This window comes from Caballeronia sp. INML1, assembly GCF_023631085.1.
Taxonomy (GTDB): Bacteria; Pseudomonadota; Gammaproteobacteria; order Burkholderiales; family Burkholderiaceae; genus Caballeronia; species Caballeronia turbans.
In genome coordinates, this window is record NZ_JALQDT010000055.1 from 1 (window position 1) to 25336 (window position 25336).

Genomic DNA, 25336 nt, shown 5'->3' on the forward strand with positions numbered 1-25336 from the left:
GGCCGGAGCCATTTGGTGCTGAACCAGTTTGTTGTGTGGCGCGAGGCGACAGACCGTGCGCGAGCCAAGCCCGGTCAAACCTTTGAGGGTGACACTTAGGCAGCCCACGATCGCCTGGCAAGCATGGCCAAACTGCGTGTGACCGCGGGCCTAACGAGCTGCTTTCTTTGGTTACTTTCTTTGCAGCAGCAAAGAAAGTGACTGCCGCCCCGCATAGGGGCAACGCTAATAGACCAATAACAAAATGGGATCCAGCGAAAAAACCGCAACCTCAAACCGCAACATTCAACAACCGATCCCGCATAACATCAGCATCTCCTTTACTAAAAATCTCAACAATATAATTGGCATCCCGCACATAAGCGGGAAACCGCCGGTCCAAAATGCCTCGCGCGGCCAGCGCCTCCAACGGGGCACTTGCATCGACATCGCAAGACTTCACGATCATCAACCGCTCCGCATTGAGCAAGGAAGAAAGCCACGCGGCAAGGCTATCGGAAGTGGTATCCCAGTTCGTCATCGAATCGGGCGTCGCCCGCATCAGATCCGTCGGCACCCACACCGCGACGCGCCCATCGCGCAATGCCCCGCGAATCCGATGCTCGTTCGACGCGAGCACGAGCTCCGGCACCACGCCCTGCATCAGAATCGCGTATTGCGCCATCGCGAGCAGGCACATGTTGTGAGCCGCGAGATCGTCGAAATGCCATTCGTGCTGATACTGCCGCACCGCGTCCGCAAAATCGCCGCCGCCCGGCACGATCACGACACGCCCGCCGCCCACTTCCCAGAGCCGCGTCAGCCACTCGCGCAGCGCCGGATCGTGGCTCAGGCTACCCCCGATCTTCACCACCCACATATTCCTGTCCTCGTTCGATGATGCCGCCGGGCCACGCACCCGCTCCGATACCCCATCCTTACTCCGCTATATTCCGCACGCTCTTACGCCGCGCGCGGCGCCGCATCGGCGTGGGAACGGGCTTCGTTGCCTGCCGCGCCCTTCGCCGCCATCGACGCCAAAAGCGCGACCGCCACGCTCGGCGCGCACGTCGATACCCATTCGGCACGCGTCGCGTCGTCGTCCGCGACGCCCGCGAGCCGCGCGAAATCGATATAACTGCGCGCCTCCTGCCGCGCCAGCGCCGCCGCCAGAAAGCGCCCGCAGCCCGCGCCGACGATCGGTGCAGCGGCCAGCGCCGCATCCCGCGCGATCACGCGCGCGAGATTCGTTTCGAGCGCGCGCAACTGTTCGTGCCGCCAGTTCTGCGCGAAACGCCGCCATTCGGAATCGCTCGCATCGGCGGCGTCGCGGCCGATCATCCGCGCGATACGCGCGCGGCTCGCGGCTTCCGTCTTCGGTCCGTTGTCGGCGCTCGGATGCTGGTCGTGCTCGGGCCACAACTCGCCCGTCAGACGATAGACATCCGCGGTCGTCGCGAACCATTCGTTCATCACGCCGGTCGTTTCGCCGCGAAACGCGATGCGATGCGCGACCCCGCACAACGGCGTACGCACGATGCCCTGATAAACCAGCTCGCCGCTGACGAGCCGCTCGGCGTCGTTCGCGCCGCGCGCCAAGACACGGCCGCCGACGATCGGGATGATGTCCGTCGTCGTGCTGCCGATATCGATCAGCACCGCATCCGGGATGCACGTCGCGACCCATCGCGCGGTCGCGAGCCAGTTCGCCGATGCGACCTTGCGCCAGCCGTCGGCGCATGCCGAACGCGCGAGCCAGCCGGCGTCGCCGGCGAAAAACATCGTGCGCGGCCCGAGCCGCTGCGCGAGCGTGCGCGTCAATGTGCGCACGCCTTCGGCGCGGTCGGCGAAGAGATCGACCATTTCGCCCGTCATCGTGACGGCGTGACGCGCGGCGGCATCGGCGGCGGCGGGCCAGCGCTCGAACATGGCGTCGATCACGCGTTCCAGATGCGCGATGCCCTGCCAGAGCGGACATGCCCATTGCGCGACATCGGCGAGCACGCCCGCGCGCGTCGCCATCGACACCTTGACGTGCGCGCCGCCCACGTCCCAGCCGAACACCGGCGCATCCGCTGATGTCGACGCCGTCATGACGCCGCTCCGCCGCACGCGCGCAGCAATCCGGCATCGCCATCGAAACCGGGCACGCGATGCGCCGCGAGCAGTTCCGCCGCGAGATTCCTGCCGCCGCGCCGGCTCAATTCCGCATACGCGACCGTGAGACGCGGATTCACTTCAATCACGACCGGCCCGCGCTCCGGATGCCAGACGACGTCGATGCCTGCGAAACCGCGCAAACCCGGAAGCGCTTCGGCGACCCGCAGCGCGAGCCGCTCGAGCGCGCGCCCTTGCGGACCATGCCGGTCGATGCGATCGACATCGACGCCATCGAACTGCACGATGCGCGCGCGGCGTCCCGATCCCGCCGCATCCGACAAACCGATGCGCTGACGATTGATGCTCACGAGCCGCGACAGCCGTTCGCGGCAAATCAGCGAAAGGCTCAGCGGCTCGCCGTCGACCCATTCCTGCAATACGGGATTGCGCCCCGCTTCCGCGCGCGCTTCGTATTCGGCGCGCGCGGCGGCGAGATCGTCATAGACGTAGGTGTCGAGGCCGCCCGCGCCGTCGTCGGGTTTGACGACCCAGCGTCGCCCGATTGCGGCGGCTGCGTTCTCCGGTTCGAGCGCGGGCGTCGCGTGGATGCTGCGCGCGGCGAGGCACGCGGCGGTTGCGCTCTTGCTCGATGCCGCGCGGATCGCTTCCTTCGCGCAGCCGAGCCAGCGCGCCTGGCCGACGGCGTCGTAGAGTTTGAGCAGCAGCCCGTCGCACTCGGGCGCGACGATGCAGGCATAGTCGTGCTCGCGCGCCACGCGGGCGACGAAGCGAATGACCGGCTCGCCGGGCTGGGCGCGCACGTAACCTTGCGCGTCGTCGATCTGCTCGAAGCGCGAGCTGGCGACGGTCACCTCGATGCCCGGAAGTGCACGCAGATCGGCGGCGATGGCGTCGCGCATCACGCGGCCCTCGACGATCAGCGCGGAGAGGTCGGCGAGGCTGCCTGCGCCTGCCGCGTCCGGATCGATGCCGCCGCCGGTGAGATACTCGAATACAAAGATCTTGGTCAAAGGAAAGCCATCCATGCAGGTGATACCCGTTCTCGATCTGCTCGACGGCCACGCGGTACGCGCGGTGCGCGGCGAGCGTTCGCGTTACCGGCCGATCCAGTCCTCGTTGTGCGCCACGAGCGATCCTGTCGCGATCGCCCGGGCGCTCGTCGCCGCCACCGACGCGCGCACCGTGTACGTCGCCGATCTGGGCGCGATCCTGCAGCGCGGCGCGCACGACCGTGCGCTCGCCGCCATATGCGACGCCCTCGGCGACGGCGTGCGCATCTGGCTCGATGCGGGCTTCACCGCATTCGCGCCGATGCGTGCGCTCGTCGAACGCATCGCGGGGCTGACGCGGTCTTCGACGCCCGCCGCGATCGTGCCCGTGTTCGGCACCGAGACGCTGCTCGACATCGGCGCGATCGCTGAGGCCTCGGCGTGCGGCCTGGAGCCGATCCTCTCGCTCGACTATCGCGGCGGGCGCGCGCTCGGTTCCGTGCATGCCGAAAGTGCTTTCTGGCCGTCGCGGGTGATCGTGATGACGCTCGATCACGTTGGCGCGCATGCCGGGCCTGATCTCGACACTTTCGCTTCCGTGCGTGCGCTCGCCGGCGCGCGGGAAGTGATCGGCGCGGGCGGCATCCGTCACGTCGATGACCTCGCTCTTGCTTCTGGCAGCGGCGCCCATGCGTGGCTCGTCGCTTCCGCGATTCACGATGGCACCGTGGCGCGGTGCGATGTGCATCGCAGGGCTTTCGGGCGATGAACTCAATATCTATGCCAAGGGCTTGGCGGCTTTGGTGGGGCTGTAATCCTTTGGCAAGAAGCTGTTGCATCACGTGGTGCATGGGTGACAGTGTGTTGCATTGCGGAGCAGGTTTTTGTTTCTCTTGTTTTTTTGCTTTCGCTGGATCCCGTATTCGTGTTGGTCTATTAGCACTGCCCCTATGCGGGGCGGCAGTCACTTTCTTTGCTGCTGCAAAGAAAGTAACCAAAGAAAGCAGCTCGAGACGCCCGCGGTCACACGCAGTTTAGCCATGCTTGCCATGTGACCGTGGGCTGCCTAAGTGTCGCCCTCAAAGGACCCGCCGGGCTTGGATCGCGCACGGTCTGACTAGCTAGTACTCAAAAGAAGCTGGTTCAGCACCAAATAGCTCCGGCACAGCGCTACGCGCTGCCGCCGGGTCAACAAGGGAAACCAACGGATAACCAATGCAGTGAGATCGAGGCGCTAGTAAGGAAGCACGAGCAGACCCGATTGACCCATCGGCCGCGAAGCGGGCCGGAGCCATTTGGCGCTGAGCCAGTGAGTCAAGCGGTGCGAGGCGACAGACCGTGCGCGATCCAAGCCGGGTTAGTCCTATGAGGGCGACACTTAGGCAGCCCACGATCGCCTGGCACGCGTGGCCAATCTGCGTGTGACCGCGGGCGTCTCGAGCTGCTTTCTTTGGTTACTTTCTTTGCAGCAGCAAAGAAAGTGACTGCCGCCCCGCATAGGGGCAACGCTAATAAACCAAAAAGAATACGGGATCCAGCGAAAAAAACCGCAAAAAGCAAAAAGAAAACCGGCATAAACCTTGCTCCAAAGCACGACCATGCCCGATTCCCCCACAACATCGAACGCCCAGGCCGCAGGCGCAAACCTTTGGACCTGTCCATTCTGCCCATTGCTATGCGACGACATCACGCTCGCACCAACCGGCGACCAGCGGCTCGCAGCGCCGCACACCGCCTGCACCAGGCTCGAGGCGTCGCTTGCCCACTTCGGTCCGCAGGACGCAAACCGCCACCCCGCGATCGACGGGCAACCCACCGATCTCGCGTCGGCGCTCTCGCAGGCCGCGGCGATCCTATCGAGCGCACGTCGGCCGCTCTTCGGCGGACTCGCGACCGACGTGGCCGGCGCACGCGCGCTCTATGAACTCTGCGCGCAGTGCGGCGCGATCCTCGATCATCTGCACGGCGATACGCTCGCGGATAGCAACCGCGCCCTGCAAGACCGCGGTTCCTTCTTCACGACGCTATCGGAAGTGCGCTCACGCGCCGATCTCGTCATCGTGTTCGCATGCAGGCCCTCGCAACGCTATCCGCGCTTCTACGAACGCGCCATCGGCGAAGGACGCGACGTGAACATCGTATTCGTCGGATGCGACATCGATGAAGCAGCGCATGCACGCGCCGAAGCGATTCTGCGCGACACCGATCCCTTCGATACGCTCGCGCTGTGGTCCGCGCATGTCGAAGGCGGCCGCCCGATTCCGACACCCGATCTCGTCGCGCTGACCGAGCGCATCAAGACGGCGCACTATACGGCCTTCGTCTACGAGCCATCGGCATTCGCCGGCCCTCATGCGGCGCTTGCAATCGAAGCGCTGCAACGCATCGTGAAAGCAATCAACCGCACCGCGCGCGCCGGCGCGCTCGCGCTGACCGGCGACGACGGCGCCGCCTCCGTCAATCAGGCGATCACATGGCTCTCGGGCTTTCCGCTGCGCACGCGCGTCGCATACGGCATGCCGCTGGATCACGATACGCATCGCTATCGCACTGAAACGCTCCTGCGCCGCGGTGAAATCGATGCGCTGCTCTGGGTCTCGAGCTTCGCGCCCGAGCCGCTGCCCGCCTCCCTCGCCGACGACGTGCCCGCGATCATCCTCGGCCATCCATCGACGCAAACGCCCGCGCGCAAAGGCCCGACCGTGTTCATTCCGGTCGCGACGCCCGGCATCGACAGCGGCGGACATCTGTTTCGCGTCGATACGTCCGTGGTCGCGCCGCTCGCCGCCGCGCGCAGTGTCGTCTTGCCGACGGTCGCTTCGATCGCTTCGCAACTCGCGCAGGCACGGAGGCCATCATGAGCCTCGCGCGTCTCAAGGGCGGCACGCTCTACGATCCGGCGAACGGCGTGAATGGCGAGAAGCGCGACATCTATATCCGCGACGGACGCATCGTCGATCATGCGCAAGCAGAAAGCATCGAACGTGATTTCGATGCCAACGGCATGATCGTGATGGCGGGCGGCATCGACCTGCATTCGCATATCGGCGGCGGCAAGACTAATCTGTCGCGCCTGTTGCTGCCGGAAGATCATCGCGACGATCCGCGCGCCGTGCCCGATCGCCCGAACGAAGGCCGCTACATGCGCCTGCCTTCATGCGGTGTGTGCGCGCCGGGCACGCTCGCCGCAGGTTATCGCTATGCGGAAATGGGCTATACGGCCGCGTTCGAACCGGCGATGATCGCCTCGAACGCGCGGCATGCGCATCTGGAAATGGGCGACACGCCGATCATCGATCACGGCGCCTACGTGATGATGGGCAATGACGAGCTCTTCCTTCAGATGCTCGCCGCCAACGAAGATTTCGAGCGCCTGCGCGATTACGTCGGCTGGACGATCAATTCGAGCAAGGCGCTCGGCGTGAAGGTCGTGAATCCCGGCGGCATTTCGGCGTTCAAATTCAATCAGCGTTCGCTCGATGTCGATGAAAAACACGTGCACTACGGCATCACGCCGCGCGATGTATTGAAGACGCTCACACGCGCGCTGACCGATCTGCGCGTGCCGCATCCGCTGCATGTGCATGCAAGCAATCTCGGCGTGCCGGGCAATATCGAATCGACGATCCGAACGATGGATACCGCCGAAGGCCTGCCCATTCATCTGACGCATATCCAGTTCCATAGCTATGGCACCGAAGGCCCGCGCAAGTTCTCGTCGGGCGCGCGGGCGATCGCCGAAGCGGTGAACGCGCGGCCCAATGTGACGATCGATGTCGGCCAGATCATCTTCGGTCAGACGGTCACGGCATCAGGCGACACGATGATGCAGTTCAAGAACGCACCGATGGCCCGGCCGCGAAAATGGGTCCTCGGCGATATCGAATGCGATGCGGGCTGCGGCGTCGTGCCGTTCAAGTATCGCGAAGAGAGCTTTGTGAACGCGCTGCAATGGATCATCGGGCTGGAAATCTTTCTGCTCGTCGACGATCCGTGGCGCGTATCGATGACCACCGATCATCCGAACGGCGCGCCCTTCACAAGCTATCCGCATCTGATCCGCTTGCTGATGGACAAGTCCTTTCGCGACGCGCAACTCGACACGCTGCACGCCGATGCGAAGACCACGACCGCGCTCGCCGAAATCACGCGCGAATTCTCGCTCTACGAGATCGCGATCATTACGCGCGCCGGTCCCGCGAAACTGCTCGGTTTGAAAGATCGCGGTCATCTCGGCGCAGGCGCGGCGGCGGATATCGCCGTATATCGCGACGACGCCGATCGCGAGCGCATGTTCACATCGCCCGCTTATGTGTTCAAGGATGGCGAACTGATCGCGCGCGACGGCACGCTGCTCGCGACGCCGACCGGCGGCATTCATTACGTGAGCCCGGACTACGACCGCGCGATCGAAAAGCGCGTGCGAGATTTCGCGCAGAAGAATCTCGCGACACGCTTCGAAAATATCGCGATCGGCGACGACGAAATCTGCGCATGCTGCAACGGCGGGCGGCTCTTGCCCGTCGCGTGCTTCGCGGCGAGCGGGAGTTGACGCATGCGCATCAACGATACGCAGATCGACGACACCTTTGCCGAAGCCTTCCCGATGAAGGCGACCCGCCTCGTCATCACCGCGCATACGCCGACGTGGGCGCGCCATGCGGCCAATTCGCTGACGGGGTTCGCTACGTCCGTCATCGATTGCGGCTGCGAGGCGGGCATCGAACGCGATCTCACGGGCGATGAAACGCCCGATGGCAGGCCGGGCATCTCGGTCCTGATCTTCGCGATATCGTCGAAGGAATTGGCCAAGCAGATCGCGCGGCGTGTCGGCCAATGCGTGCTGACATGCCCGACGACGGCGGTCTATGGCGGCATCGATCCCGCCAACACGCGCGCACCGCTCTCCGACAATGCGCCGCTCGGCGCTGGCCTGCGCTTTTTCGGCGACGGCCATCAGATCTCGAAAGTCCTCGACGGCACGCGTTACTGGCGCGTGCCGGTGATGGACGGCGAGTTCGTCTGCGAGGAATTTACCGCGACCGTGAAGGCGGTCGGCGGCGGCAACCTGCTGTTTCTTGCGCGCGATATCGACAGCGCCTTGCAAGCTGCGGAGTCCGCCGTCGCCGCGATGCATCGGTTGCCGAACGTCATCACCCCGTTTCCGGGCGGCGTCGTGCGCTCGGGCTCCAAGATCGGCTCGAAATACGCGGGCGCGGCCGCATCGACCAATGATGCGTTCTGTCCGACGCTCGTCGGTTTGTCGAAGAAAAGCGAGCTGACGCCGGACGTCGCGTGCGTGCTCGAAATCGTGATCGACGGCCTCACCGACGCCGATGTCGGCGCCGCGATGACAGCCGGCATCGCGGCCGCAACGAACATCGGCCGCGCGGGCGGCGTCCTGCGCATTTCCGCAGGCAATTACGGCGGCAAGCTCGGGCCCTATCACTTCAAGCTGCACGAGCTGTCTAAAGATATCGACGGGAGCCGCGCATGAACGCGATCACGTTGCGCGTAAAAAATGCGCCGGGCTTTCGCGTCGACGGGTCGAAATTACTGCCTGTCGAACTTGCGGCTGCTTCGCGGGCCGACTTGCCTCGCGTCGTCCTGCAAGGCGCCGGCGAAACGTGCGCGCTCGGCGATCTCTTCGATATCGCGCTGACGCAGGATGACAAGCCCTCGCTCACGATCGAAGGCGACGCGTGCTGGCTCGATCGCATCGGCGCGAACATGACCGAAGGCACGCTCACGGTGCAGGGCAACGCAGGCGATTACGCGGGCTTGAAGATGTCCGGCGGCGAGTTGCACATTGAGGGCGATGCAGGTGCTTTCGCCGCGTGCGAGATGCAAGGCGGCCGTCTGTCGATTCACGGCGACGCGGGCGATTTCGCGGCGGGCGCGCTGCCCGGCGACATGGAAGGCATGGCGGGCGGCACACTCGCGATTCACGGCAACGCGGGCGCGCGCCTCGCGGACCGCATGCGGCGCGGGACGGTGCTCGTCGCGGGCGATGCAGGCGATTTCGCGGCGTCGCGGCTGATCGCGGGATCGGTCTGCGTCGGAGGGGAAGTGGGCGCACACTTGGGATACGGCATGCGGCGCGGCACGGTGTTACTGACACATGCGCCATCTCGCATTCCGCCGACTTTCACCGAGGGCGGGCGCGGCTTCGACGTGTTCTGGCTGCTCTTCACGCGGATGCTCGCGCGCGAGCGCACACGCGGGCTTGCGTCATTCGCGGCATTGGCCGGCGATGTGTTGCCGCGACGCTACGCCGGCGACCTCGCCGTGGATGGACGGGGGGAATTGCTGATCGCCAATTCTTAGACAGGCGAGAAAAATGCAGATTGAATCGTCGGAAACGAAAACCATTTTCACGGGAGGCAGGGCATGAGCACCGCGCGGACAACCGCGACCTCGCGCGACGGCAGCATCGATGCCGCTGGCGAGCGTTACGCGCGCCCGATGATCGCATTGCACTGGCTCATGGCGATTGCGATCATCGCGATGCTGTGCATCGGCTTCTATATGGTCGGTCTGCCGCGCGGGCTGCCGTTCAAGTCGGACCTCATAAACTTCCACAAGTCGCTTGGAATCACCGCTTTCCTGCTGGTGCTGATCCGCATCCTGGTACGCCTGGCTTATGGCCGGCCGCCTCTGCCGCCGATGCGAACGTGGCAACGCGCCGCCGCGAGCATTACGCAGGCTCTTTTATATGCAGGCATGGTGGCGATGCCGCTCACCGGATATCTCGGCTCGTCGTTCAACAAGTTCGGCACGAAGCTCTGGGGCATTGCGCTGCCGCAATGGGGCTGGGACGACAAGCACCTTCGGGAGATTTTTTTCGGCATCCACGGATATCTCGCGTGGATCATGGCCGCGCTGGTCATCCTGCATTTTCTCGGCGCGATGAAGCATCAACTGATCGACCGCGACGGTCTCTTGCGGAGGATGTTGCCTTGAAAATACGCGTGCTCGGTTCATCGGCGGGCGGCGGCTTTCCGCAATGGAACTGCAACTGCCGCAATTGCGACGGCGTGCGGCGCGGGACGATCGCGGCGCGCGCGCGCACGCAGTCGTCCATTGCCGTCACCGATAACGGCGAGGACTGGCTGCTCGTCAACGCATCGCCGGATATCCTGGCGCAGATCGCGGCGAATCCCGAACTGCAGCCCGCGCGCCGTGTGCGCGATACCGGCATCGCGGCCGTCGTCACGATGGATGCGCAGATCGATCACGTCACGGGCCTGCTGATGCTGCGCGAGCGCGGCGCGCCCTTGCCGCTTTATACGACCGACGCCGTGTGGCAAGACCTCTCGACGGGCTTTCCGGTCACGTCGATTCTGTCGCATTACTGCGGTGTGGAGCACAGGCGCATCGCGCTCGATGGCGCATCGTTCTCCGTACCCGAACTGCCGCGCGTCGCCATCGACGCGTTGCCTTTGTCGAGCAAGGCGCCGCCTTATTCGCCGCATCGCGATGCGCCGGAAACGGGCGATAACATCGGCCTCATGTTCACGAATACGGCCACAGGCAGGCGCGCGTTCTATGCACCGGGTCTCGGCGCACTGGAACCGCACGTGCTCGATGCGATGCGCGAAGCGGACCTGCTGCTCGTCGACGGCACCGTGTGGACCGACGACGAAATGATCGCGCTGAAGCTCACGAAGAAGACCGGCAGGGACATGGGCCATCTCGCGCAGAGCGGCGCGGGCGGCATGATCGAAGTGCTGGATTCGATCGATCGCGCGGACGTCCGCAAGGTGCTGATCCACATCAACAACACGAACCCTATCCTCGTCGAGGATGGACCCGAACGACGCATTCTGTCGGAGCACGGCATCGAAGTCGCGCACGACGGCATGAGCTTCGAGCTATGACACTCGCACTGGATACTGGAGACCGCCCGATGTTCGATCCGATGCTCAACCCGACCACAGGCCCGATCTTCACCGCGGTGAAGGACGACGGGCCCGCGTGGACGCGCGAGGAATTCGAAGCGCAGTTGCGCGCGAAGGGCACGGCGTATCACATTCATCATCCATTCAACGTGACGATGAATAGCGGCGGCTCTTCGAAGGAACAGATTCGCGGCTGGGTCGCGAACCGCTTCTACTACCAGATCAACATTCCGCTGAAGGATGCGGCGGTGATGTCGAATTGTCCCGATCGCGAAACGCGCCGACGCTGGGTGTTGCGCATTCTCGATCACGACGGCTACGGCGATCAGCCGGGCGGCATCGAGGCATGGGCGCGTCTCGGCGACGCAGTGGGCCTGTCCCGCGACGATCTATGGTCGCTGAAGCTCGTGACGCCGGGCGTGCGCTTCGCCGTCGATGCGTACGTGAACTTCGCGCGGCGCGCGCCGTGGCAGGAATCGGTGTGCTCGTCGCTCACCGAGATGTTCGCGCCGCAGATTCACAAGGATCGTCTCGCGACGTGGCCCGAGCATTACAAGTGGATCGAGCCGGAAGGGCTTTTGTATTTCCGCTCGCGCGTGTCGCTTGCCCAGCGCGACGTCGAGCACGGTCTCGAAGTGACGCTCGCGCATTTCACGACGCGTCAGGCGCAGCAACGCGCGCTCGATATCCTGCAATTCAAGCTCGACATTCTCTGGACCATGCTCGATTCGATCGAAAAGGCTTTCCCGCAATGAGCGACATCAATCCGACGCAACGCAAGCAAGAAGCCGTCGAAGCGCCCGACGATTCGTTGCATCCGAAGCTAAAACGCCTCTTTCGACTGCAATGGGAGCCGGCGCAGGATGCGCATGTGCTGCTTTATCCCGAAGGCATGGTGAAGCTCAATCAAAGCGCCGCGCAGATTCTTCTGCGTTGCGACGGCACGCGCGATATCCCCGCGCTCGTCGCGGATCTGGAACAGGCGTTCAACGCGTCCGGCCTCGGCGACGACGTGCGCGCGTTCATCGCCGGGGCGCGTGCGCGCGGCTGGCTGGAGTAGCGTCATGACCGACTTGTCCGAACCGATCGCGAAACCCGAGCACGAAGGCGCGCCGATTGCGCCGCCGCTGTGGCTGCTCGCGGAGCTGACGTATCGCTGTCCGCTGCATTGCGTGTTCTGCTACAACCCCGTGAATTACGCCGACCATACGCGCGAGCTCGATACCGCTCAATGGATCGACGTATTGCGTCAGGCGCGCGCGTTGGGCGCGGCGCAACTCGGCTTCTCCGGCGGCGAGCCGCTCTTGCGCGACGATCTCGAAACGCTCGTCGGTGAAGCACGCAAGCTGGGTTTCTATACGAATCTCATCACGTCGGGCATTGGCCTGACGGAGAAGCGCATCAGCGCGCTGCAGGAAGCCGGGCTCGATCACATCCAGCTTTCGTTTCAGGATTCATCGCAGGAACTCAACGACTTTCTCTCCAGCACGAAGACCTTCGACTACAAGAAGCGCGTCGCGACGCTCATCAAGGCGTATGGCTTTCCGATGGTGCTCAACTGCGTGCTGCATCGTTATAACCTGCCGCATATCGGACGCATCATCGACATGGCGCTCGCGATGGGCGCCGAATATCTCGAGCTCGCGAACACGCAGTACTACGGCTGGGCGCATGCGAACCGCGCGCAGCTCATGCCGACGAAAGAGCAACTCGACGAAGCGGAGGCCGTGGTCGAGCGCTATCGCAAGGAGATCGGCGACAGGTGCAAGATCTTTTTCGTCGTGCCCGATTACTACGAACGCCGGCCCAAGCGCTGCATGAACGGCTGGGGCTCGGTGTTTCTCGGCATCGCGCCCGATGGCGCCGCGCTGCCGTGCCACACCGCGCGCTCGCTGCCGGGCCTCACGTTTCCGAACGTCACCGAGATGCCGCTCAAGGACATCTGGTACGAGAGCGATGCGTTCAATCGCTTTCGCGGCTTCGGCTGGATGAAGGAGCCGTGCCGCAGTTGCGACGAGAAAGCCATCGACATGGGTGGCTGCCGCTGTCAGGCGTATCTGTTGACGCAGGACCCCGCGAATGCGGACCCGGTGTGCGACAAGTCCCCGCATCACGAGCGCGTGATCGAAGTGGTGCGCGCGGCATCGGCGAGGCAGGAACCGCAGGAGCAACCCATCGTCTTTCGCAACGATGCGAACTCGAAACGCATCGCGGCGCTTGCTCGCGATAATGGTTCAGAAGAAGGAGAAGACAAGCCATGATTGCCGACATCTCCGTGCTGCTCGTGGACGATCACGCCGTCGTGCGTGAAGGCTACAAGCGTCTGCTCGAACTGAGTCCCGACGTGAGCGTCGCGGGCGAAGCGGCGGATGCGGCCGAGGCTTACCAGAAGTTTTGCGCGTTGCAGCCGGATGTCGTGGTGATGGATCTCGCGCTGCCCGGCGCGAGCGGCATCGAGGCGATGCGGCGCATGCTGGCGCGCGAGCCGCATGCGCATGTGCTGATCTTCAGCGTGCATGAGGAAGCGATCTTCGTGCGGCGCGCGCTCGATGCCGGAGCGCGCGGCTATGTCACGAAGGCGAGCGCCCCTGACGTGCTCGTCGAAGCGGTGCGATCCGTCGCGCGCCGCGCGTGCTATCTGAGTCCGGATATTTCGCAGGCGCTGGCCTTGCGCGCGACGATTCAGGAAGGCCCCCCGGGACGGCAGTTATCCGCGCGCGAGTTCGAAGTGCTGCGTCTGCTCGTGCAGGGTTATACGCTGCCGAGCATCGCGGAGAAGCTGGGCCTGAGTCAGAAGACGGTCGCGAATCATCAATCGGTGATCCGCCAAAAGTTCGGCGCGGACAACGGCGTGCAACTTGCGCAGATCGCGAATCGCCTGGGCCTTCACTTCGCCGATTTCGCTTCGTCCGCCGCTGCGTCGTTCGGCCCCGAAGTCGGCAACGGCAGTCCTGCCTGAGCCGGCACGCGCGCGCAAAAAAGGAAGCCGCCGCCCGGCTCGCTCGCGATCTGAAGCGTCCCGCCGAGCGCTTCGACACGCTCGCGCATGCCGATCAGACCGAGCCCGTTGCGCGGCTTCGCGAGATCAACGCCCGGCCCGTCGTCGGCCATCGTCACGACGATTTCCTGCGGCGCGCGCGCCAGATAAATCTCCACGCGTGAGCGCCGCGCGAACTTCGACACGTTCGTAAGCCCTTCCTGCACGAGCCGGTACAGCGTGATGTTGAGCGCATCGCTCAGATTGTCGAAGTCGCCTTCGACGGCGAGCGTAAATGTCGCATCGGGCAAGCGCTCGCGCCAGCCATCGACGCAATGTTCGAGCGCGGTCGGCAAACCGAATTCATCGAGCCCGATGGGACGCAGCCTGCGAATCATCCCGCCGATCTCGCGATACACGTGCGTCGCGCTGTGCATCAGCGACAGCGACAGCCGATGCACCTCCGCCTCGCGCCCCGCCGACAGGTCGCGGATACGCCCGGCATCGAGCGACATGGCGTTGAGATACTGGCCGAGCTCGTCGTGCAATTCGCGCGCGAGATGGCGACGCTCGGTTTCCTGTGCCGCGATCGCCTGACTCGCGAGCCGCCGGTTCTCCGCGAGCAGATGCTCGGCCTCTTCTTCCAGCACGCGTCGCCGGCGCACTTCCGACTGCGCCTCGCGATAGCGGCGCCACGCGAACCACGCGAAGCCGATCGCGAGCACGACGAGCGTCGGCGGCAATTCGTCGAGCTGGAAGCGCTCGGCGCTGCGCGTCAGGCGAAACGCGTACTCGCTGAAGTCAAAGCGTGCGAAGAGCGCGGCGGCGACGAGCGTGTTCGCGATCACGCAGGCCAGATCGCGCCATGCCGGCGAGCCCGGCGCGCGACGGTCGGCGTCTTTCGCGAGAGAGGGCAAGGATTCGGATGGCATCACGGAATGCATTCTACGCACGGCGTCATCGCGCGGTGCGGTAGCGGGAACGCATTTGGGAACGCTTCCCTGCGCGATCGGGAAAACCTCCCGGTCCATCCGTTCATTCTTATGCGACGCTTTCATTGAGAGAACAATCCCGACGCGTGGATCGAACGATAAGAGGAGACGACCGATGAGGAGCATGCCGCGCCTGCCCGCGCCCGCGCATCCGTTCAAACCCCGAGCAGGGCTGCGGCTCATCTTCGGCGGCGCGTTCGCGAGCATCACCGTGGCTGCGTGGGCGCAAACGCCTCCATCGACCAATGCGGCCGAAGCGCCGCCCGCTGCCTCGGCAGCGCAGGCGCAAACGCCGCCGGACACGGAGTTGCCCACGATCGTCGTGGTCGGCACCACGCCGCTCGTCGGCGTCGGCACACCGCTCGAAAAGGTGCCCGCGAACGTGCAGACCATCAAGGGCTCGGAGATCGAGGCGCAGCATACGCCCACGATCGCCAACTACCTGGAAAAGAACGTCGTCAGCGTCGATACCAACGATGCCCAGGGCAATCCGTGGCAGACCGACATCAACTATCGCGGCTTTACCGCTTCGCCGCTGCTCGGCACGCCGCAAGGGCTGTCGGTGTTCATGGACGGCGTGCGCATCAACGAGCCCTTCGGCGATGTCGTCAACTGGGACCTGATTCCGCAGGCCGCGATCCAGACGATGCAGATCATCCCCGGCTCGAACCCGACCTTCGGCCTGAACACGCTCGGCGGCGCGGTCGCCGTAACCACCAAGAACGGCCGCAGCAATCCCGGCGGCAATGTGGATGTCGGCTTCGGCTCGTTCGGGCGCAAGTATGCGCAAATCGAGCAAGGCGGCTTGATCGGCGATCATCTGGATTACTACTTCACCGCCAACATCACGAACGACAACGGCTGGGCCGATCACAACGCGAGCAAGTTGCGACAGGCGTTCGGCAAGATCCGCTATACCGATGCCGATACGACGATCTCCGTATCGATGGGCGGCGCGGACAACACGCTGAACGGCTCGCAGACGATCCCGCGCTCGTTCATGGACAACTTCCGTCAGGCCTACACGTTCCCCGATACGAACGAGAACCAGGTCGGCTATCTGACGATCAACGCGGAGCACTACATCACGCCGAACGTGCAGTTGAGCGGCAACGTGTATTACCGCCACTATCGCAACAAGAACGTGAGTTCCAACGTGAACGAAGATTTCGATCCGAACGGCGACGATGCCGACGAACTCACGCAAGCCTTCAACGATCAGTCGGTCATCGTGACGGACAGCTACGGCGCGAGTCTGCAACTCACGCTGCTCAACAGGCTGTTCGGCCATGACAATCAGCTGATCATCGGCGCGGCGGGCGACTTCGCGAATTCGCATTTCAATCAAGCCGAGCAGCCGGCCGTCTTCGAGGACAACCGCGCGACCATCGGCACCGGTCCTTTCGCGCCGACCACGGACGCGAAGACGCACAATGCGAATCTGGGCATCTACTTCGAAAACACGTTCTCCTTCAACGAGCAATGGTCGATGACGCTAGCAGGCCGCTACAACTGGGCGAAGGCGACCATCGGCGATGAAAGCGGCGTGCAGCCGCTGCTCGACGGGAATCACACGTTCTCGCGCTTCAATCCGGCCATCGGCTTCAACTGGAATCCGACGCCTTACTTCACGGCGTACGCGACGTATAACGAAGGCATGCGCTCGCCGACCGCCATCGAGCTCGCGTGCGCGGACCCGGCCGCGCCCTGCTCGCTGCCCAACGACTTCATCGCGGACCCGGATCTGAAGCCCGTGATCTCGAAGACATTCGAAATCGGCGCGCGCGGGCGCATCGGCAACCATACGACGTGGAGCGCGGCGGCCTACAGCACGACGCTTACCGACGATATCCAGTTCGTCAGCAGTCAGGGCGCGGCGAGCACGCTCGGGTATTTCCAGAACGTCGGCAAGACGCGGCGGCAAGGCTTCGAACTCGCGGGCCGCACGCAATGGGGGCCGCTGGGCGTCGCGGCGAGCTATAGCTATGTGAACGCGACGTATCGCTCGACGTGGAGCGAAAGCAGCGCAAGCAATTCGAGCGCCGACGACGGCAACATCACCGTGCATTCGGGCGACCGCATTCCGGGCATTCCGGCGAACACGGTGAAGATGCGCCTCGACTACAACCCGATTTCGCGCTGGAACATCGGCGCGAATCTTACGTATCGCAGCAGCATCTTCGCGCGGGGCGACGAGAACAATCAGGACGTGAACGGCAGCGTCGCGGGTTATTTCCTGATCGACCTCGACACGACCTACAACGTGACCAAGCAACTGCAGGTCTATGCGACGGTGAAGAACCTGTTGAACAAGCGCTATGCGAACTTCGCGATTCTCGGCGAGAACTTCTTCAACGGGCCGAACCATACGTTCAACGGCGGCGACACCGTCAACGAGCAGTTCCTCGGCGTGGGTGCGCCGCGCGGCGTGTGGGTGGGGATGCGGTATGCGTGGAAGTGACGCGGCGCGAATGCGCGCGGCCTATTCCTGATACGACTTCCACGGAATGCCGCGCGACTCGAGGCCCTCCCAAAGCGCGACGTTGCAGCGATGCAGATCTTCCTCGCTGCGCGGATGCTTTTGATTGCGCAGGTTCATCCTGTGACCGAGCATGCCGAGAAGCCCGCCTTCGAGTTGCGCCGGGTCCGCACCCCAACGCAGATCGATTTCGGAGAGCGCCACGCCCACGGAGCGATGCAATGCAAGCACATCGTCCATGCTCATCTCGATCTCGATCGGATGGGCGTACAGCTTGTTTATGTTGGCGACGTCGTGTCCTGTCATGCGCGGGTAGAACGCCGGGAGCATGCGCGCGTAGAGCCGGATCTTCGCTTCATACAGCTTCGCGCTATCCAGGTTGAGCGACGTCATGCCGCTATGCACGCGATACAGCGTGAGCGCTTCCGGCAGATTCGCGAAACGCGCGCCATGAAGCATGCAGTCGAACCAGAAGCCGAGATCGTCGACGATGTCGAGGTTGGGATCGTAGCGGATGCCATGCTGCTGCACGAACTCACGCCGGAACATGGTGCTCGGATTGGCCAGGTACGCTCCACCGACCGTAAAGCGCGCCTTGATGTTCGCGTCGTCGAGCGGAAAGTCGCTCGTGAAATGGTCTTCGTCGAAATGCCGGATTTGCGTGCCGACGACAGTGATATCCGGATGCGCATCGAGAAACACACTCTGCTTTCTCAACCGGTCCGGCTCGGCGATGTCGTCGTGATCGATGCGCGCGATGTATTCGCCGCGGCACAGGTTGAACGCCCGATTCGCGTTGGCGGGCCGCCCCTGATTGTGTTCGAGCGCGAATACGCGGATTCGTGAATCGTTCAGACCGCGCACGAGATCGAGTGTCGCGTCGGTGCTGGCGTCGTCCAGAACGAGAAGCTCGAAGTCCGCGTCCTGACGCAGCAACGAGTGCAAGGTCTCGACGATGTATTTTTGCGCGTTGTAAGTCGGCACGACTACGGAAATTTTCGGCATGGCGTCAGCCTCTCCGGGCGGATGAAGCCGTGCATTGTCCGCCAGCTGCCCGGGCGAGATGTCATAGAACGTCTTTCCCCGATGCTATCAGGCATCGAAACGGCGAAGCGTTCTGGCTTGCGCAACGACGGACCGCGCAGAACGAAACGGCCGCGCAAGGCGGCCGTCTGCCGAACGAGAACAACGTTCCGTTCAACGCCCGACGATCGACCCCGCGCTCGCCGGATACGTGACGATGCCCCACGCGAGCGGCAGATCGCCGATCTGCTTGATCTCCTTGTAATCGGCGCCGTCGAGCACATAGACCGCGTTCGAGCGCCCGCACGCGAGCAGCAGCTTCGAGCCGTCGGGGGTGAAGCTGAAGTGCCAGCAGCGCTGACCCACGGGCACGTCCTGCATGTGCTCGTAGGTCGCGCCATCGAACACCTGCAAGGTCTTGTCGCGCGATGCCGCGATCAGCAGCCGCTTGCCCGACGGATCGAACGAGACGCCATACGGGCCCGTCTTCGTATCAACGGTCTTCATGGTCTTCAGGCTCGTGCCATCGAGCACGACGAACTTGTTCGCGTTCTCGAGCGTGACGACATATTGCTTGCCGTCCGGCGACGCCTTGATGCCGCGCGGACGCGAACCCTTGTCGAGCTTCACCGTGCGCACCGGCTTGCCCGTCCCGACGCGATACACCGACACCGTGTCGTCGCCTTCGTTGGTCACGAGGATCAGCTTGCCATCGGGGGAAAACTCGACGCCTTCCGTCTCGTGGCCGCTCTTGACCGAATGCGTGACCTTCATCGTCTTCAAATCGATGATGGCAATTTCGGCGGGCGGCGAGTTGGCGTCGTCGTCATCCTTTTCCGGCTGGCCAGGTTTCGGCGGGCCGCCGCTTTCCCCCGGCTCGTACGTCACATAGGCATAGCCGCCGAACACGCGCACGAATTCCGGATTCTTGCCGATCTTCACGCGCCGCACGACCTTGCCCGACGATGTGTCGATCTCGGACAGGTCGCCCGTCGTCTTGTTCGCCACATAGAGACGCGTGCCATCCTTGTTCAGCGAAAGGCCGCGCGGGCCGTCCTTGCCGACATCCCACGTCTTCGCGAGCGAGAGATTGTCGAGATCGATCACGCCGACGCCGGCGCTCTCGGTCGTCACGTAGGCGGTCGGCGCGGCGGCGTGCGCGAAGCTCGCGGCGAGTGCGAGCGATGGCGCGAACACCGACGCGCAGGCGATGCGCGCCGCCTTGAATCTGACTTGCATGGTCGTCTCCAGCGGTTTCGTTGGCTTGTTCGAGTTCGTTTGACGCACGCGCGCGGCGAAATCGCACGTCGCGCGTGCCTGCAAGTCCAACTTAGCGCAATCGTCGGCGCAGTGGCAACGGCATCGGCCGGGAGAAATTCCCGAATTCGACGGGAAAGACGCGTCGCGCGGAGTCAGCGCGTCGCGGAGGGATCGCTTGCAAGCAGATCGACGAGCGCCTTCGCCCCCCGCTTCCACGACAAATCGGTGTTCCCGCGTATGTCCACCGAGCGCTGAAAGCGCATCGCGCCGCTGTCGGCATCTTCGACACGCAAGTTCATGTTGAGAATGAGATTGCTGATCTTCTGCACCCAGCACACGCCGACCCGCGACGCGCCCAGCTCTTTTGCGACACGCAGTTCGCAGCCGTTGCACGCGCTCATGTCCTGCGCACTTTTCAGCGACGCGATCAGATCGCCCGCCTGCGCGTTGTCGGCGACGCGAAAGAGCGCGCGTTCGCGCAGGTCATCGCGCAAGGCGCCGCTCACCATCGCGAGGCGCTCCGTCTGAATGCGATTGATCTCGGCATCGTTGTAGGCTGCGTTGTCGTCGATGAGCGTGCAATCGAGCATCGCGATGGATTGCGGCGCGGACTGCGCGAGCGCGCCGCTCATGACGATGGCGAGCGTGATCGCGAGCAGCGCGCGAAGCGAGTGGATCATGGCGTCGGCCTCGATGATGAGCATCTGCACGCGACCATACCGGTGATCGCGCAGACGGGCAAGCGACACGTGCTCACGACGACGCGCGCAACGCTTCGTCCGCTACCGCGAGCCGCGACGCCATCATCTTCACGACGAAGCGATGCCATTCCTGCGCGGTCAGCGGATCGTCGAGTTCGAGCTTGCGCAACGCCGCGAGCGTGAGACGCCGCAGGCGCGCGGGCTCGTCGGCGAAGACATCCGCGCTTCGCGGCGCATTCGTATACACCGCCATTTCGCCGATGATCGTCCCCGGCCCGAACGAGCGCAGCCGCACCGAGCGGCCGTTCGCGAGCGGAAGCGACACGGTCACGCGCCCTTCCTCGACGATATAGAGCGCATCGCCCGCATCGCCCCGGCGAAAGAGCGCCTCGCCCGCGCCGATAGCGCATACGTCGAGCAGATTAGCCAGCCCTTCCAGCGCGCGCGGCGTGAAGTGCGGCGCGAGCATCGCCCGAAAATCGCCGGCCGGCACGCGCGGTTCGCGCGTGCGCGTCGATGCGGCGAGCTGCTGCGCTTCAATCCATTCGAGGCCCGCGTCGAGCGTGTCGAACTCGCGGATACCGAGCGCGAGCGCGCCCGTGCGCTCGAGCAGCACGCGCGAGTTGCGCGGCAGCGCGGTCAGCACGAGATCCGCGCCGATCGCCGCGCACGCCTGGCGCAGCTTCACGAACGCGAGCGACACGGACGCGTCCATGCCGTTGGTCCAGGCGAAATCGAGCACGACGTGACGCACCGGTCGCGGACCATGCGAGCGAATGCGTTCACGCACCCGCTGGAGCATCGAGTTCGCGGAGCCGAAGAAGAGGAAACCTTGCAGGCAGACGCCGCAGATTTCATCGCCGCGATCCATCAGAAAGCGTGTCTCCTCGATGCTGCGTTCGACGTTCGACGTGCGGGTGCGGCCGTCGAACTCCATGCGCACGCAGCCGGCGCGTCCGTAGAGCAGCGCAAACGTCACGCATGCCGCGACCACGCCCGCGACGACGCCCGCGATCACGCCATAGAACGCGATCACCGCGAGAATCAGCGGCACGAGCAAATATTCGTGCCACGTGAGCTTGCGATACGCGCCGACGAGCCAGTCCATCATGAGCCGCAGCCCCATGTAGATCTGCATGCCGACGAGCACCGGCACCGGGAACAGCGAGACGAGATCGGGCGAGGCGATCAGCACGAAGAGGCACGCGAGCGCGGCGAACACACCTGCCGCGCGGCTCGTCGCGCCGGCGCGCGCGTTGAGCATCGAGCGGTTGTACGACTGATAGCCGACCATCCCGCCGAAGAGACCGCTCGCGATATTCGCGAGGCCCGCAGCGCGCATCTCGCGGTTCAGGTCGATGTCCTGCCCGGTGGCCGCGCCCATCGCGGTCGAGTTCATGATGATCGTGATCGCCGACACCGACGTGACGATAAGCGTCTCGGGCAGGTGCGCGACGATCGCACGCCAGTCGACCTCGCCGTGCGCGAGCGACGACGGCAAGTGCAGCTCGGGGATGTGCAGCGCGTGCATCGGCACATGCTGAAGCAGGAGGCCCATGTTGCGCGCGTCATCGGGCGAAATGCCGGCGACGTGCAGCAGCGCATAGAAGAGCGCGATGCCGATGGCGAGCGTGATCGGCAATGCGGCCGCGTGCCGCCATGTGCGCGCGAGGATCGTCGCGAGCGCGCCGACGAAGAGCGCGGGCGCCCATGCGAGCCAGTGCAGTTGCACGAGCCGCGGCAGCGTGTGCCAGTCGAGTGCGACGCCCGTCAGCACGCGAAACGCGCCCGCGATCAGCAGATAGCCGGTCCCGGCGAGAAAGCCGCCCATCACGGGATATGGCAGGAATTGCAGCGAGCGGCTGCGTCTGGATGAACCGATCGCGAAGAGAATGACTCCCGTGACGAGCGAGCACAGCGCGATGGCGACGAGCACCGTCAGCAGGATTTCCGTCGGCGATCCGCCGTTCGCGCGCACGCTGCTCGCGACGCCCGCCGCGACGCCGACGAGAAACGCAGTCGCATTGCTGTCCGGGCCGCCGATGTTCATGCGCATCGAGCTCGTCAGCGCGATGACGAACGCGGTGACGATGCAGCTCACGAGCGCGGTCGGGACGCCGAGCTCGGCATAGCGCGCAAGATCGGCGCTGAAGATGAGCGTGCCGAGGCTCATCGCGTAGCAGAGCATCATGAGCGTGGACACGGTGCCGGCGGTGATATCGCCGACGAGCGCGGCGGCGCGCGGCATGGCGCGCGCGAGAACCGTGCGATGTGTCGTGGCTGGCTTCACGGCGCCTCCCGATGCGGGAAAACGGCAGACGTATGCGCTCGAACCGCTCGAACCCGCTCGAACCCGCTCGAACGCAAAGCGCGCCGAAAAGTATCCGCTGCGCGCGAGAACGATGTCAATTTTCCCGTGACCTGCCGCACGCGCCGATGCGAGCGCGGCTTTCATCTGACGTGAATACCCTTCGCGGTGGATTCATCGCGTCAACTGGAGTAACGTTGACTTGCGAGCGAACACTACACCAAGGAGGCGATCATGCCCGACGATCCCGCTCAGTGGCACGTTTTCGACTACGAAGGTTTCGAGATCCACGTGCAGCCGCAATTGAAGCCGACGCCCGAACACGCGGCGCCCGGCAAGGCGGATCGCTACGTGTATATCGGACATGTGTGCAGGCCCGGCGCGAACGCGGAGATACCCGGCGAAGCGGTGCATTTTCACGCCGACGGCGAAGACGCATACAAGAGCGCACAGGACGCCGTGGACGATGCGCGGCATATCGGCAAGAGCATCGTCGATGGCACGCATCCGGATCTTTCGGTGCTGCCGCTGGTGTCGCATCAGCATCATCCGGGATGACGAACGAGAGCATGGGATCGCGAGAAGACGACGCGCATGTCGAAGGCCTGAGCGCGATCACGCTCGCGACGCACGACATGCCGCGCGCGGTGCGCTTCTATGAAGCGCTCGGCTTTCGCCTCCTGTATGGCGGCGCAAACGAGGCCTTCACTTCGTTCGCGCTCGGCAGTTCATTTCTCAATCTCACCAGCGAGACGCACGGCCCGATTCAGTTTTGGGGCCGCGTGATCATCTACGTGTCCGATGTGGACGCGTTCTACCGGAAAGCGCAGGCGCACGGCATCGAGCCGCAATTCGCGCCGCGCGATGCGCCCTGGAACGAGCGCTATTTCCATCTCACCGATCCGGACGGCCACGAGCTGAGTTTTGCGCGTCCGCTATGATTCGTGCGTCTCAGGCACGACATTCGCTTAACATCCAGTGACGGGTAGCGTACGCATCGGCCATTTCATATGACCGATCGCGCACATACCCCTGCATCACGTTGCACGACGATGAACTCATCGGCGTACGCGTTTTGAATGAACGGGGCATGGGGAAGACGCGTAAAAGCTCGCTGTTGCTCGCTGTTGCTATTTCGCAAAAACGGGCACTGCCAGTAATTCCGGGCGTAGAGTTCAAGTGTTTTATCAAGAACGTGGTGCATTGCGGCAGGGTTTTCATTGAGCGGGACTTAAAGATCGGCAGCCTCGACCGTAAACCCGATCATGAATGCCGCAGGAGACTGAAAATGAAATGCGTGAACGAGCGGTCCCTTCGTTATCAGGTCGAAAAATGGCTCGCGCCGGGCAGCATGCCCGTGCATGTACGGCAGTTCAGCCGCACGCGTTCCGACAGGCGCCGATATGTTTGTGTCGAGGCGCTGCACGGCGCGGCGGCGAGAGCGCTGTTCTTCTTTCGTCACGACGACGGTCACTGGTGCGTCTATCCGCCCGCACCGAAGCAAAGCAACATGCGCGGTGAAAGACTGGTCGCCTGAGCCAGTCTTGTTTCACCGCCCCGGGGTGGCAATCAGAAACGAAGGTTGTTGAGGAACTGGAACCACATTGCGCCGAGCGGATTCGCCGCGCCGGCGCTGTCGCTGACAGGCTCCTGCTCTTCTCTCTCGTCCTTGGCGCGTGCTTCCTCTCGCTCTTTTCTGTCTTTGCTGGCCTGTCTGGATTCATGCAGCGCAATTGCGCTGTCCGCGATCTGACGTGCCTCAGGCTCGCCGCATTGCGCACCGAGCAGCACGCCGAACACGACATCGCGGTTATGGCCTTTCGATGCGAAGCGCATCGCGAGCGATACGCGCTTCGCATAGAGCGCCTCGCGCGCCTCGCGCTCCTTCGCCTCACGCGCCTCGCGTTCGGCTTCTTCCCGGCGCACGCGCTCTTCGAAGCGACGCATCTCTTCAGCGTAAATACGGTCGTACACTTCGCGCTGCGCGGGATCGGAGAGAATCGCGTAGGCTTCCTTGATCTCCAGAAACTTCGCGCGCGCAGTGTCTTCGTTGCCTACATTGCGATCGGGGTGGCAGCGCATCGCGGCTTTGCGATACGCGCGTTTGATTTCTTCTTCGGTGGCGTGCTCGTCCACGCCGAGGGTCTGGTATAGCGTCGCCATCTTGCCTTCGGTTGGATACGGGTCGCCGAGCATCGTAACACGCGAAAAACGGGGTCTTTTCGCAAGATGCGGCATCGCAACACGCGCCTAGCGGCCCGTGATCCTGCGTGCGGCCGCGCTCCCGAGCGCGTCGAAAATGGCGCGGGAGGGTTTCAAATAGCGCGAGATATGAAGCCGGATATTGACCACCGCCAGCACGAAAATCGCGAGCGTGATCAAGAGATAATCGCGCCGCTCCGGGACGATGTGATAGCGCGTGTGCAGCAGCACGAACACGACCCACGCGAACGCCGGCGCGTGCAGCGTCCAGTGTCGCTGCGCGAAATGCCACGCGAGGCGGCGCACGTCGCGGCGTGCGGAGCGATCGAGTCCGGCGAGTTCGGGGCGTCGGCTGAAGAAGAAGGGCATGAGCGTCGGTTCCATTCTGCGCGCGGCCATCGTCG

General features: G+C 64.0%; 25 protein-coding genes. 15 read left to right on the forward strand and 10 right to left on the reverse strand.

Going from position 1 to position 25336, the window contains the following annotated elements; genetic code table 11:
* Positions 1-271 precede the first annotated feature (271 nt).
* The 3 genes from NCR38_RS20020 to NCR38_RS20030 all read right to left on the reverse strand — a co-directional run bounded on the left by NCR38_RS20020 (position 272) and on the right by NCR38_RS20030 (position 3110).
* Positions 272-859, reverse strand: coding sequence for an aspartate kinase (locus NCR38_RS20020; protein WP_061119953.1), 588 nt, complete (start codon positions 857-859; stop codon positions 272-274).
* A gap of 83 nt (positions 860-942) precedes the next feature.
* Complete coding sequence (locus NCR38_RS20025; RefSeq protein ID WP_061120039.1) at positions 943-2073, reverse strand: hydantoinase/oxoprolinase family protein; 1131 nt, start codon at positions 2071-2073, stop codon at positions 943-945.
* Positions 2070-3110, reverse strand: a complete 1041-nt coding sequence (locus NCR38_RS20030) for an ATP-grasp domain-containing protein (protein WP_061120038.1) — start codon at positions 3108-3110, stop codon at positions 2070-2072. Before NCR38_RS20030 ends, NCR38_RS20025 begins: the two co-directional genes overlap by 4 nt.
* Positions 3111-3123: 13 nt before the next feature.
* Between NCR38_RS20030 and NCR38_RS20035 the strand changes: the two genes are divergently transcribed.
* The 11 genes from NCR38_RS20035 to NCR38_RS20085 all read left to right on the forward strand — a co-directional run bounded on the left by NCR38_RS20035 (position 3124) and on the right by NCR38_RS20085 (position 13949).
* Entirely contained in the window at positions 3124-3858 is a 735-nt protein-coding gene (locus tag NCR38_RS20035) for a HisA/HisF-related TIM barrel protein (protein WP_061119954.1), read from the forward strand.
* 829 nt (positions 3859-4687) lie between these two features.
* Positions 4688-5950, forward strand: a complete 1263-nt coding sequence (locus NCR38_RS20040) for a hypothetical protein (protein ID WP_061119955.1) — start codon at positions 4688-4690, stop codon at positions 5948-5950.
* Positions 5947-7641, forward strand: a complete 1695-nt coding sequence (locus NCR38_RS20045) for a formylmethanofuran dehydrogenase subunit A (RefSeq protein WP_061119956.1) — start codon at positions 5947-5949, stop codon at positions 7639-7641. Before NCR38_RS20040 ends, NCR38_RS20045 begins: the two co-directional genes overlap by 4 nt.
* A gap of 3 nt (positions 7642-7644) precedes the next feature.
* Positions 7645-8586: a formylmethanofuran--tetrahydromethanopterin N-formyltransferase gene (gene fhcD, locus NCR38_RS20050; protein WP_061119957.1), complete on the forward strand. Its 942-nt coding sequence runs from the start codon at positions 7645-7647 to the stop codon at positions 8584-8586.
* On the forward strand, positions 8583-9416 hold the full coding sequence (locus NCR38_RS20055) for a formylmethanofuran dehydrogenase subunit C (protein WP_061119958.1): 834 nt from the start codon (positions 8583-8585) through the stop codon (positions 9414-9416). The genes fhcD and NCR38_RS20055 overlap by 4 nt, the downstream gene beginning before the upstream one ends.
* 63 nt (positions 9417-9479) lie before the next feature.
* Entirely contained in the window at positions 9480-10052 is a 573-nt protein-coding gene (locus tag NCR38_RS20060) for a cytochrome b (RefSeq protein WP_061119959.1), read from the forward strand.
* A complete protein-coding gene (pqqB, locus tag NCR38_RS20065) occupies positions 10049-10969 on the forward strand; it encodes a pyrroloquinoline quinone biosynthesis protein PqqB (protein ID WP_061119960.1) in 921 nt (306 codons plus the stop codon). The genes NCR38_RS20060 and pqqB overlap by 4 nt, the downstream gene beginning before the upstream one ends.
* A gap of 29 nt (positions 10970-10998) precedes the next feature.
* Positions 10999-11745 (forward strand): pyrroloquinoline-quinone synthase PqqC, encoded by a 747-nt coding sequence (pqqC, locus tag NCR38_RS20070; protein WP_061120040.1) that lies wholly within the window; start codon positions 10999-11001, stop codon positions 11743-11745.
* Positions 11742-12050 (forward strand): pyrroloquinoline quinone biosynthesis peptide chaperone PqqD, encoded by a 309-nt coding sequence (gene pqqD / locus NCR38_RS20075; protein WP_250477517.1) that lies wholly within the window; start codon positions 11742-11744, stop codon positions 12048-12050. Before pqqC ends, pqqD begins: the two co-directional genes overlap by 4 nt.
* A gap of 4 nt (positions 12051-12054) precedes the next feature.
* The gene (gene pqqE, locus NCR38_RS20080) at positions 12055-13251 is read left to right on the forward strand and encodes a pyrroloquinoline quinone biosynthesis protein PqqE (RefSeq protein WP_061119961.1); all 1197 of its coding nucleotides are present in this window, start codon (positions 12055-12057) and stop codon (positions 13249-13251) included.
* On the forward strand, positions 13248-13949 hold the full coding sequence (locus NCR38_RS20085) for a response regulator transcription factor (RefSeq protein WP_061119962.1): 702 nt from the start codon (positions 13248-13250) through the stop codon (positions 13947-13949). The genes pqqE and NCR38_RS20085 overlap by 4 nt, the downstream gene beginning before the upstream one ends.
* Here the strand turns inward: NCR38_RS20085 and NCR38_RS20090 are convergent.
* Positions 13877-14899 carry an ATP-binding protein gene (locus NCR38_RS20090; protein ID WP_250477518.1) on the reverse strand — a complete coding sequence of 341 codons (1023 nt, stop codon included), beginning with the start codon at positions 14897-14899 and terminating at the stop codon, positions 13877-13879. The genes NCR38_RS20085 and NCR38_RS20090 overlap by 73 nt on opposite strands.
* Positions 14900-15074: 175 nt before the next feature.
* Here NCR38_RS20090 and NCR38_RS20095 point away from each other — a divergent pair, with 175 nt between their 5' ends.
* On the forward strand, positions 15075-17420 hold the full coding sequence (locus NCR38_RS20095) for a TonB-dependent receptor (protein ID WP_061119963.1): 2346 nt from the start codon (positions 15075-15077) through the stop codon (positions 17418-17420).
* 21 nt (positions 17421-17441) lie between these two features.
* Here NCR38_RS20095 and NCR38_RS20100 read toward each other — a convergent pair whose 3' ends face one another.
* The 4 genes from NCR38_RS20100 to NCR38_RS20115 all read right to left on the reverse strand — a co-directional run bounded on the left by NCR38_RS20100 (position 17442) and on the right by NCR38_RS20115 (position 22670).
* On the reverse strand, positions 17442-18443 hold the full coding sequence (locus NCR38_RS20100; protein ID WP_061119964.1) for a glycosyltransferase: 1002 nt from the start codon (positions 18441-18443) through the stop codon (positions 17442-17444).
* Positions 18444-18635: 192 nt separating this feature from the next.
* The gene (locus NCR38_RS20105; RefSeq protein WP_061120043.1) at positions 18636-19700 is read right to left on the reverse strand and encodes a beta-propeller fold lactonase family protein; all 1065 of its coding nucleotides are present in this window, start codon (positions 19698-19700) and stop codon (positions 18636-18638) included.
* A gap of 173 nt (positions 19701-19873) precedes the next feature.
* A complete protein-coding gene (locus NCR38_RS20110; RefSeq protein ID WP_409219299.1) occupies positions 19874-20470 on the reverse strand; it encodes a DUF3280 domain-containing protein in 597 nt (198 codons plus the stop codon).
* A 4-nt stretch (positions 20471-20474) separates the two neighbouring features.
* Positions 20475-22670, reverse strand: coding sequence for a SulP family inorganic anion transporter (locus NCR38_RS20115; protein WP_086961373.1), 2196 nt, complete (start codon positions 22668-22670; stop codon positions 20475-20477).
* A 294-nt stretch (positions 22671-22964) separates the two neighbouring features.
* Between NCR38_RS20115 and NCR38_RS20120 the strand changes: the two genes are divergently transcribed.
* From NCR38_RS20120 to NCR38_RS20130, 3 genes are all read left to right on the forward strand, one after another.
* Positions 22965-23288, forward strand: a complete 324-nt coding sequence (locus NCR38_RS20120) for a hypothetical protein (protein WP_061119966.1) — start codon at positions 22965-22967, stop codon at positions 23286-23288.
* A gap of 11 nt (positions 23289-23299) precedes the next feature.
* Entirely contained in the window at positions 23300-23671 is a 372-nt protein-coding gene (locus tag NCR38_RS20125; RefSeq protein ID WP_250477519.1) for a glyoxalase/bleomycin resistance/extradiol dioxygenase family protein, read from the forward strand.
* A gap of 347 nt (positions 23672-24018) precedes the next feature.
* A complete protein-coding gene (locus tag NCR38_RS20130) occupies positions 24019-24267 on the forward strand; it encodes a hypothetical protein (RefSeq protein ID WP_061119968.1) in 249 nt (82 codons plus the stop codon).
* Between the two features lie 32 nt (positions 24268-24299).
* On the opposite strand, the gene NCR38_RS20135 is transcribed toward NCR38_RS20130, so the two are convergent.
* Together NCR38_RS20135 and NCR38_RS20140 are read right to left on the reverse strand one after the other, a co-directional pair.
* Positions 24300-24893 (reverse strand): J domain-containing protein, encoded by a 594-nt coding sequence (locus tag NCR38_RS20135; RefSeq protein WP_061120045.1) that lies wholly within the window; start codon positions 24891-24893, stop codon positions 24300-24302.
* Between the two features lie 87 nt (positions 24894-24980).
* Positions 24981-25301 carry a hypothetical protein gene (locus tag NCR38_RS20140; protein ID WP_250477520.1) on the reverse strand — a complete coding sequence of 107 codons (321 nt, stop codon included), beginning with the start codon at positions 25299-25301 and terminating at the stop codon, positions 24981-24983.
* Positions 25302-25336 lie beyond the last annotated feature (35 nt).

Bases quoted from the DNA above. Each gene is read 5' to 3' on its own strand.
- NCR38_RS20060 (WP_061119959.1), top strand. From the start codon at position 9,480: ATGAGCACCGCGCGGACAACCGCGACCTCGCGCGACGGCAGCATCGAT.
- NCR38_RS20085 (WP_061119962.1), top strand. From the start codon at position 13,248: ATGATTGCCGACATCTCCGTGCTGCTCGTGGACGATCACGCCGTCGTG.
- fhcD (WP_061119957.1), top strand. From the start codon at position 7,645: ATGCGCATCAACGATACGCAGATCGACGACACCTTTGCCGAAGCCTTC.
- NCR38_RS20095 (WP_061119963.1), top strand. From the start codon at position 15,075: ATGAGGAGCATGCCGCGCCTGCCCGCGCCCGCGCATCCGTTCAAACCC.
- NCR38_RS20055 (WP_061119958.1), top strand. From the start codon at position 8,583: ATGAACGCGATCACGTTGCGCGTAAAAAATGCGCCGGGCTTTCGCGTC.
- NCR38_RS20045 (WP_061119956.1), top strand. From the start codon at position 5,947: ATGAGCCTCGCGCGTCTCAAGGGCGGCACGCTCTACGATCCGGCGAAC.
- NCR38_RS20025 (WP_061120039.1), bottom strand. From the start codon at position 2,073: ATGACGGCGTCGACATCAGCGGATGCGCCGGTGTTCGGCTGGGACGTG.
- NCR38_RS20140 (WP_250477520.1), bottom strand. From the start codon at position 25,301: ATGCCCTTCTTCTTCAGCCGACGCCCCGAACTCGCCGGACTCGATCGC.
- pqqC (WP_061120040.1), top strand. From the start codon at position 10,999: ATGTTCGATCCGATGCTCAACCCGACCACAGGCCCGATCTTCACCGCG.
- NCR38_RS20035 (WP_061119954.1), top strand. From the start codon at position 3,124: ATGCAGGTGATACCCGTTCTCGATCTGCTCGACGGCCACGCGGTACGC.
- NCR38_RS20040 (WP_061119955.1), top strand. From the start codon at position 4,688: ATGCCCGATTCCCCCACAACATCGAACGCCCAGGCCGCAGGCGCAAAC.
- NCR38_RS20120 (WP_061119966.1), top strand. From the start codon at position 22,965: ATGCCCGACGATCCCGCTCAGTGGCACGTTTTCGACTACGAAGGTTTC.
- NCR38_RS20090 (WP_250477518.1), bottom strand. From the start codon at position 14,899: ATGCCATCCGAATCCTTGCCCTCTCTCGCGAAAGACGCCGACCGTCGC.
- pqqE (WP_061119961.1), top strand. From the start codon at position 12,055: ATGACCGACTTGTCCGAACCGATCGCGAAACCCGAGCACGAAGGCGCG.
- NCR38_RS20105 (WP_061120043.1), bottom strand. From the start codon at position 19,700: ATGCAAGTCAGATTCAAGGCGGCGCGCATCGCCTGCGCGTCGGTGTTC.
- NCR38_RS20100 (WP_061119964.1), bottom strand. From the start codon at position 18,443: ATGCCGAAAATTTCCGTAGTCGTGCCGACTTACAACGCGCAAAAATAC.
- NCR38_RS20130 (WP_061119968.1), top strand. From the start codon at position 24,019: ATGAAATGCGTGAACGAGCGGTCCCTTCGTTATCAGGTCGAAAAATGG.
- NCR38_RS20020 (WP_061119953.1), bottom strand. From the start codon at position 859: ATGTGGGTGGTGAAGATCGGGGGTAGCCTGAGCCACGATCCGGCGCTG.
- pqqD (WP_250477517.1), top strand. From the start codon at position 11,742: ATGAGCGACATCAATCCGACGCAACGCAAGCAAGAAGCCGTCGAAGCG.
- NCR38_RS20135 (WP_061120045.1), bottom strand. From the start codon at position 24,893: ATGGCGACGCTATACCAGACCCTCGGCGTGGACGAGCACGCCACCGAA.
- NCR38_RS20125 (WP_250477519.1), top strand. From the start codon at position 23,300: ATGGGATCGCGAGAAGACGACGCGCATGTCGAAGGCCTGAGCGCGATC.
- NCR38_RS20115 (WP_086961373.1), bottom strand. From the start codon at position 22,670: ATGCCGCGCGCCGCCGCGCTCGTCGGCGATATCACCGCCGGCACCGTG.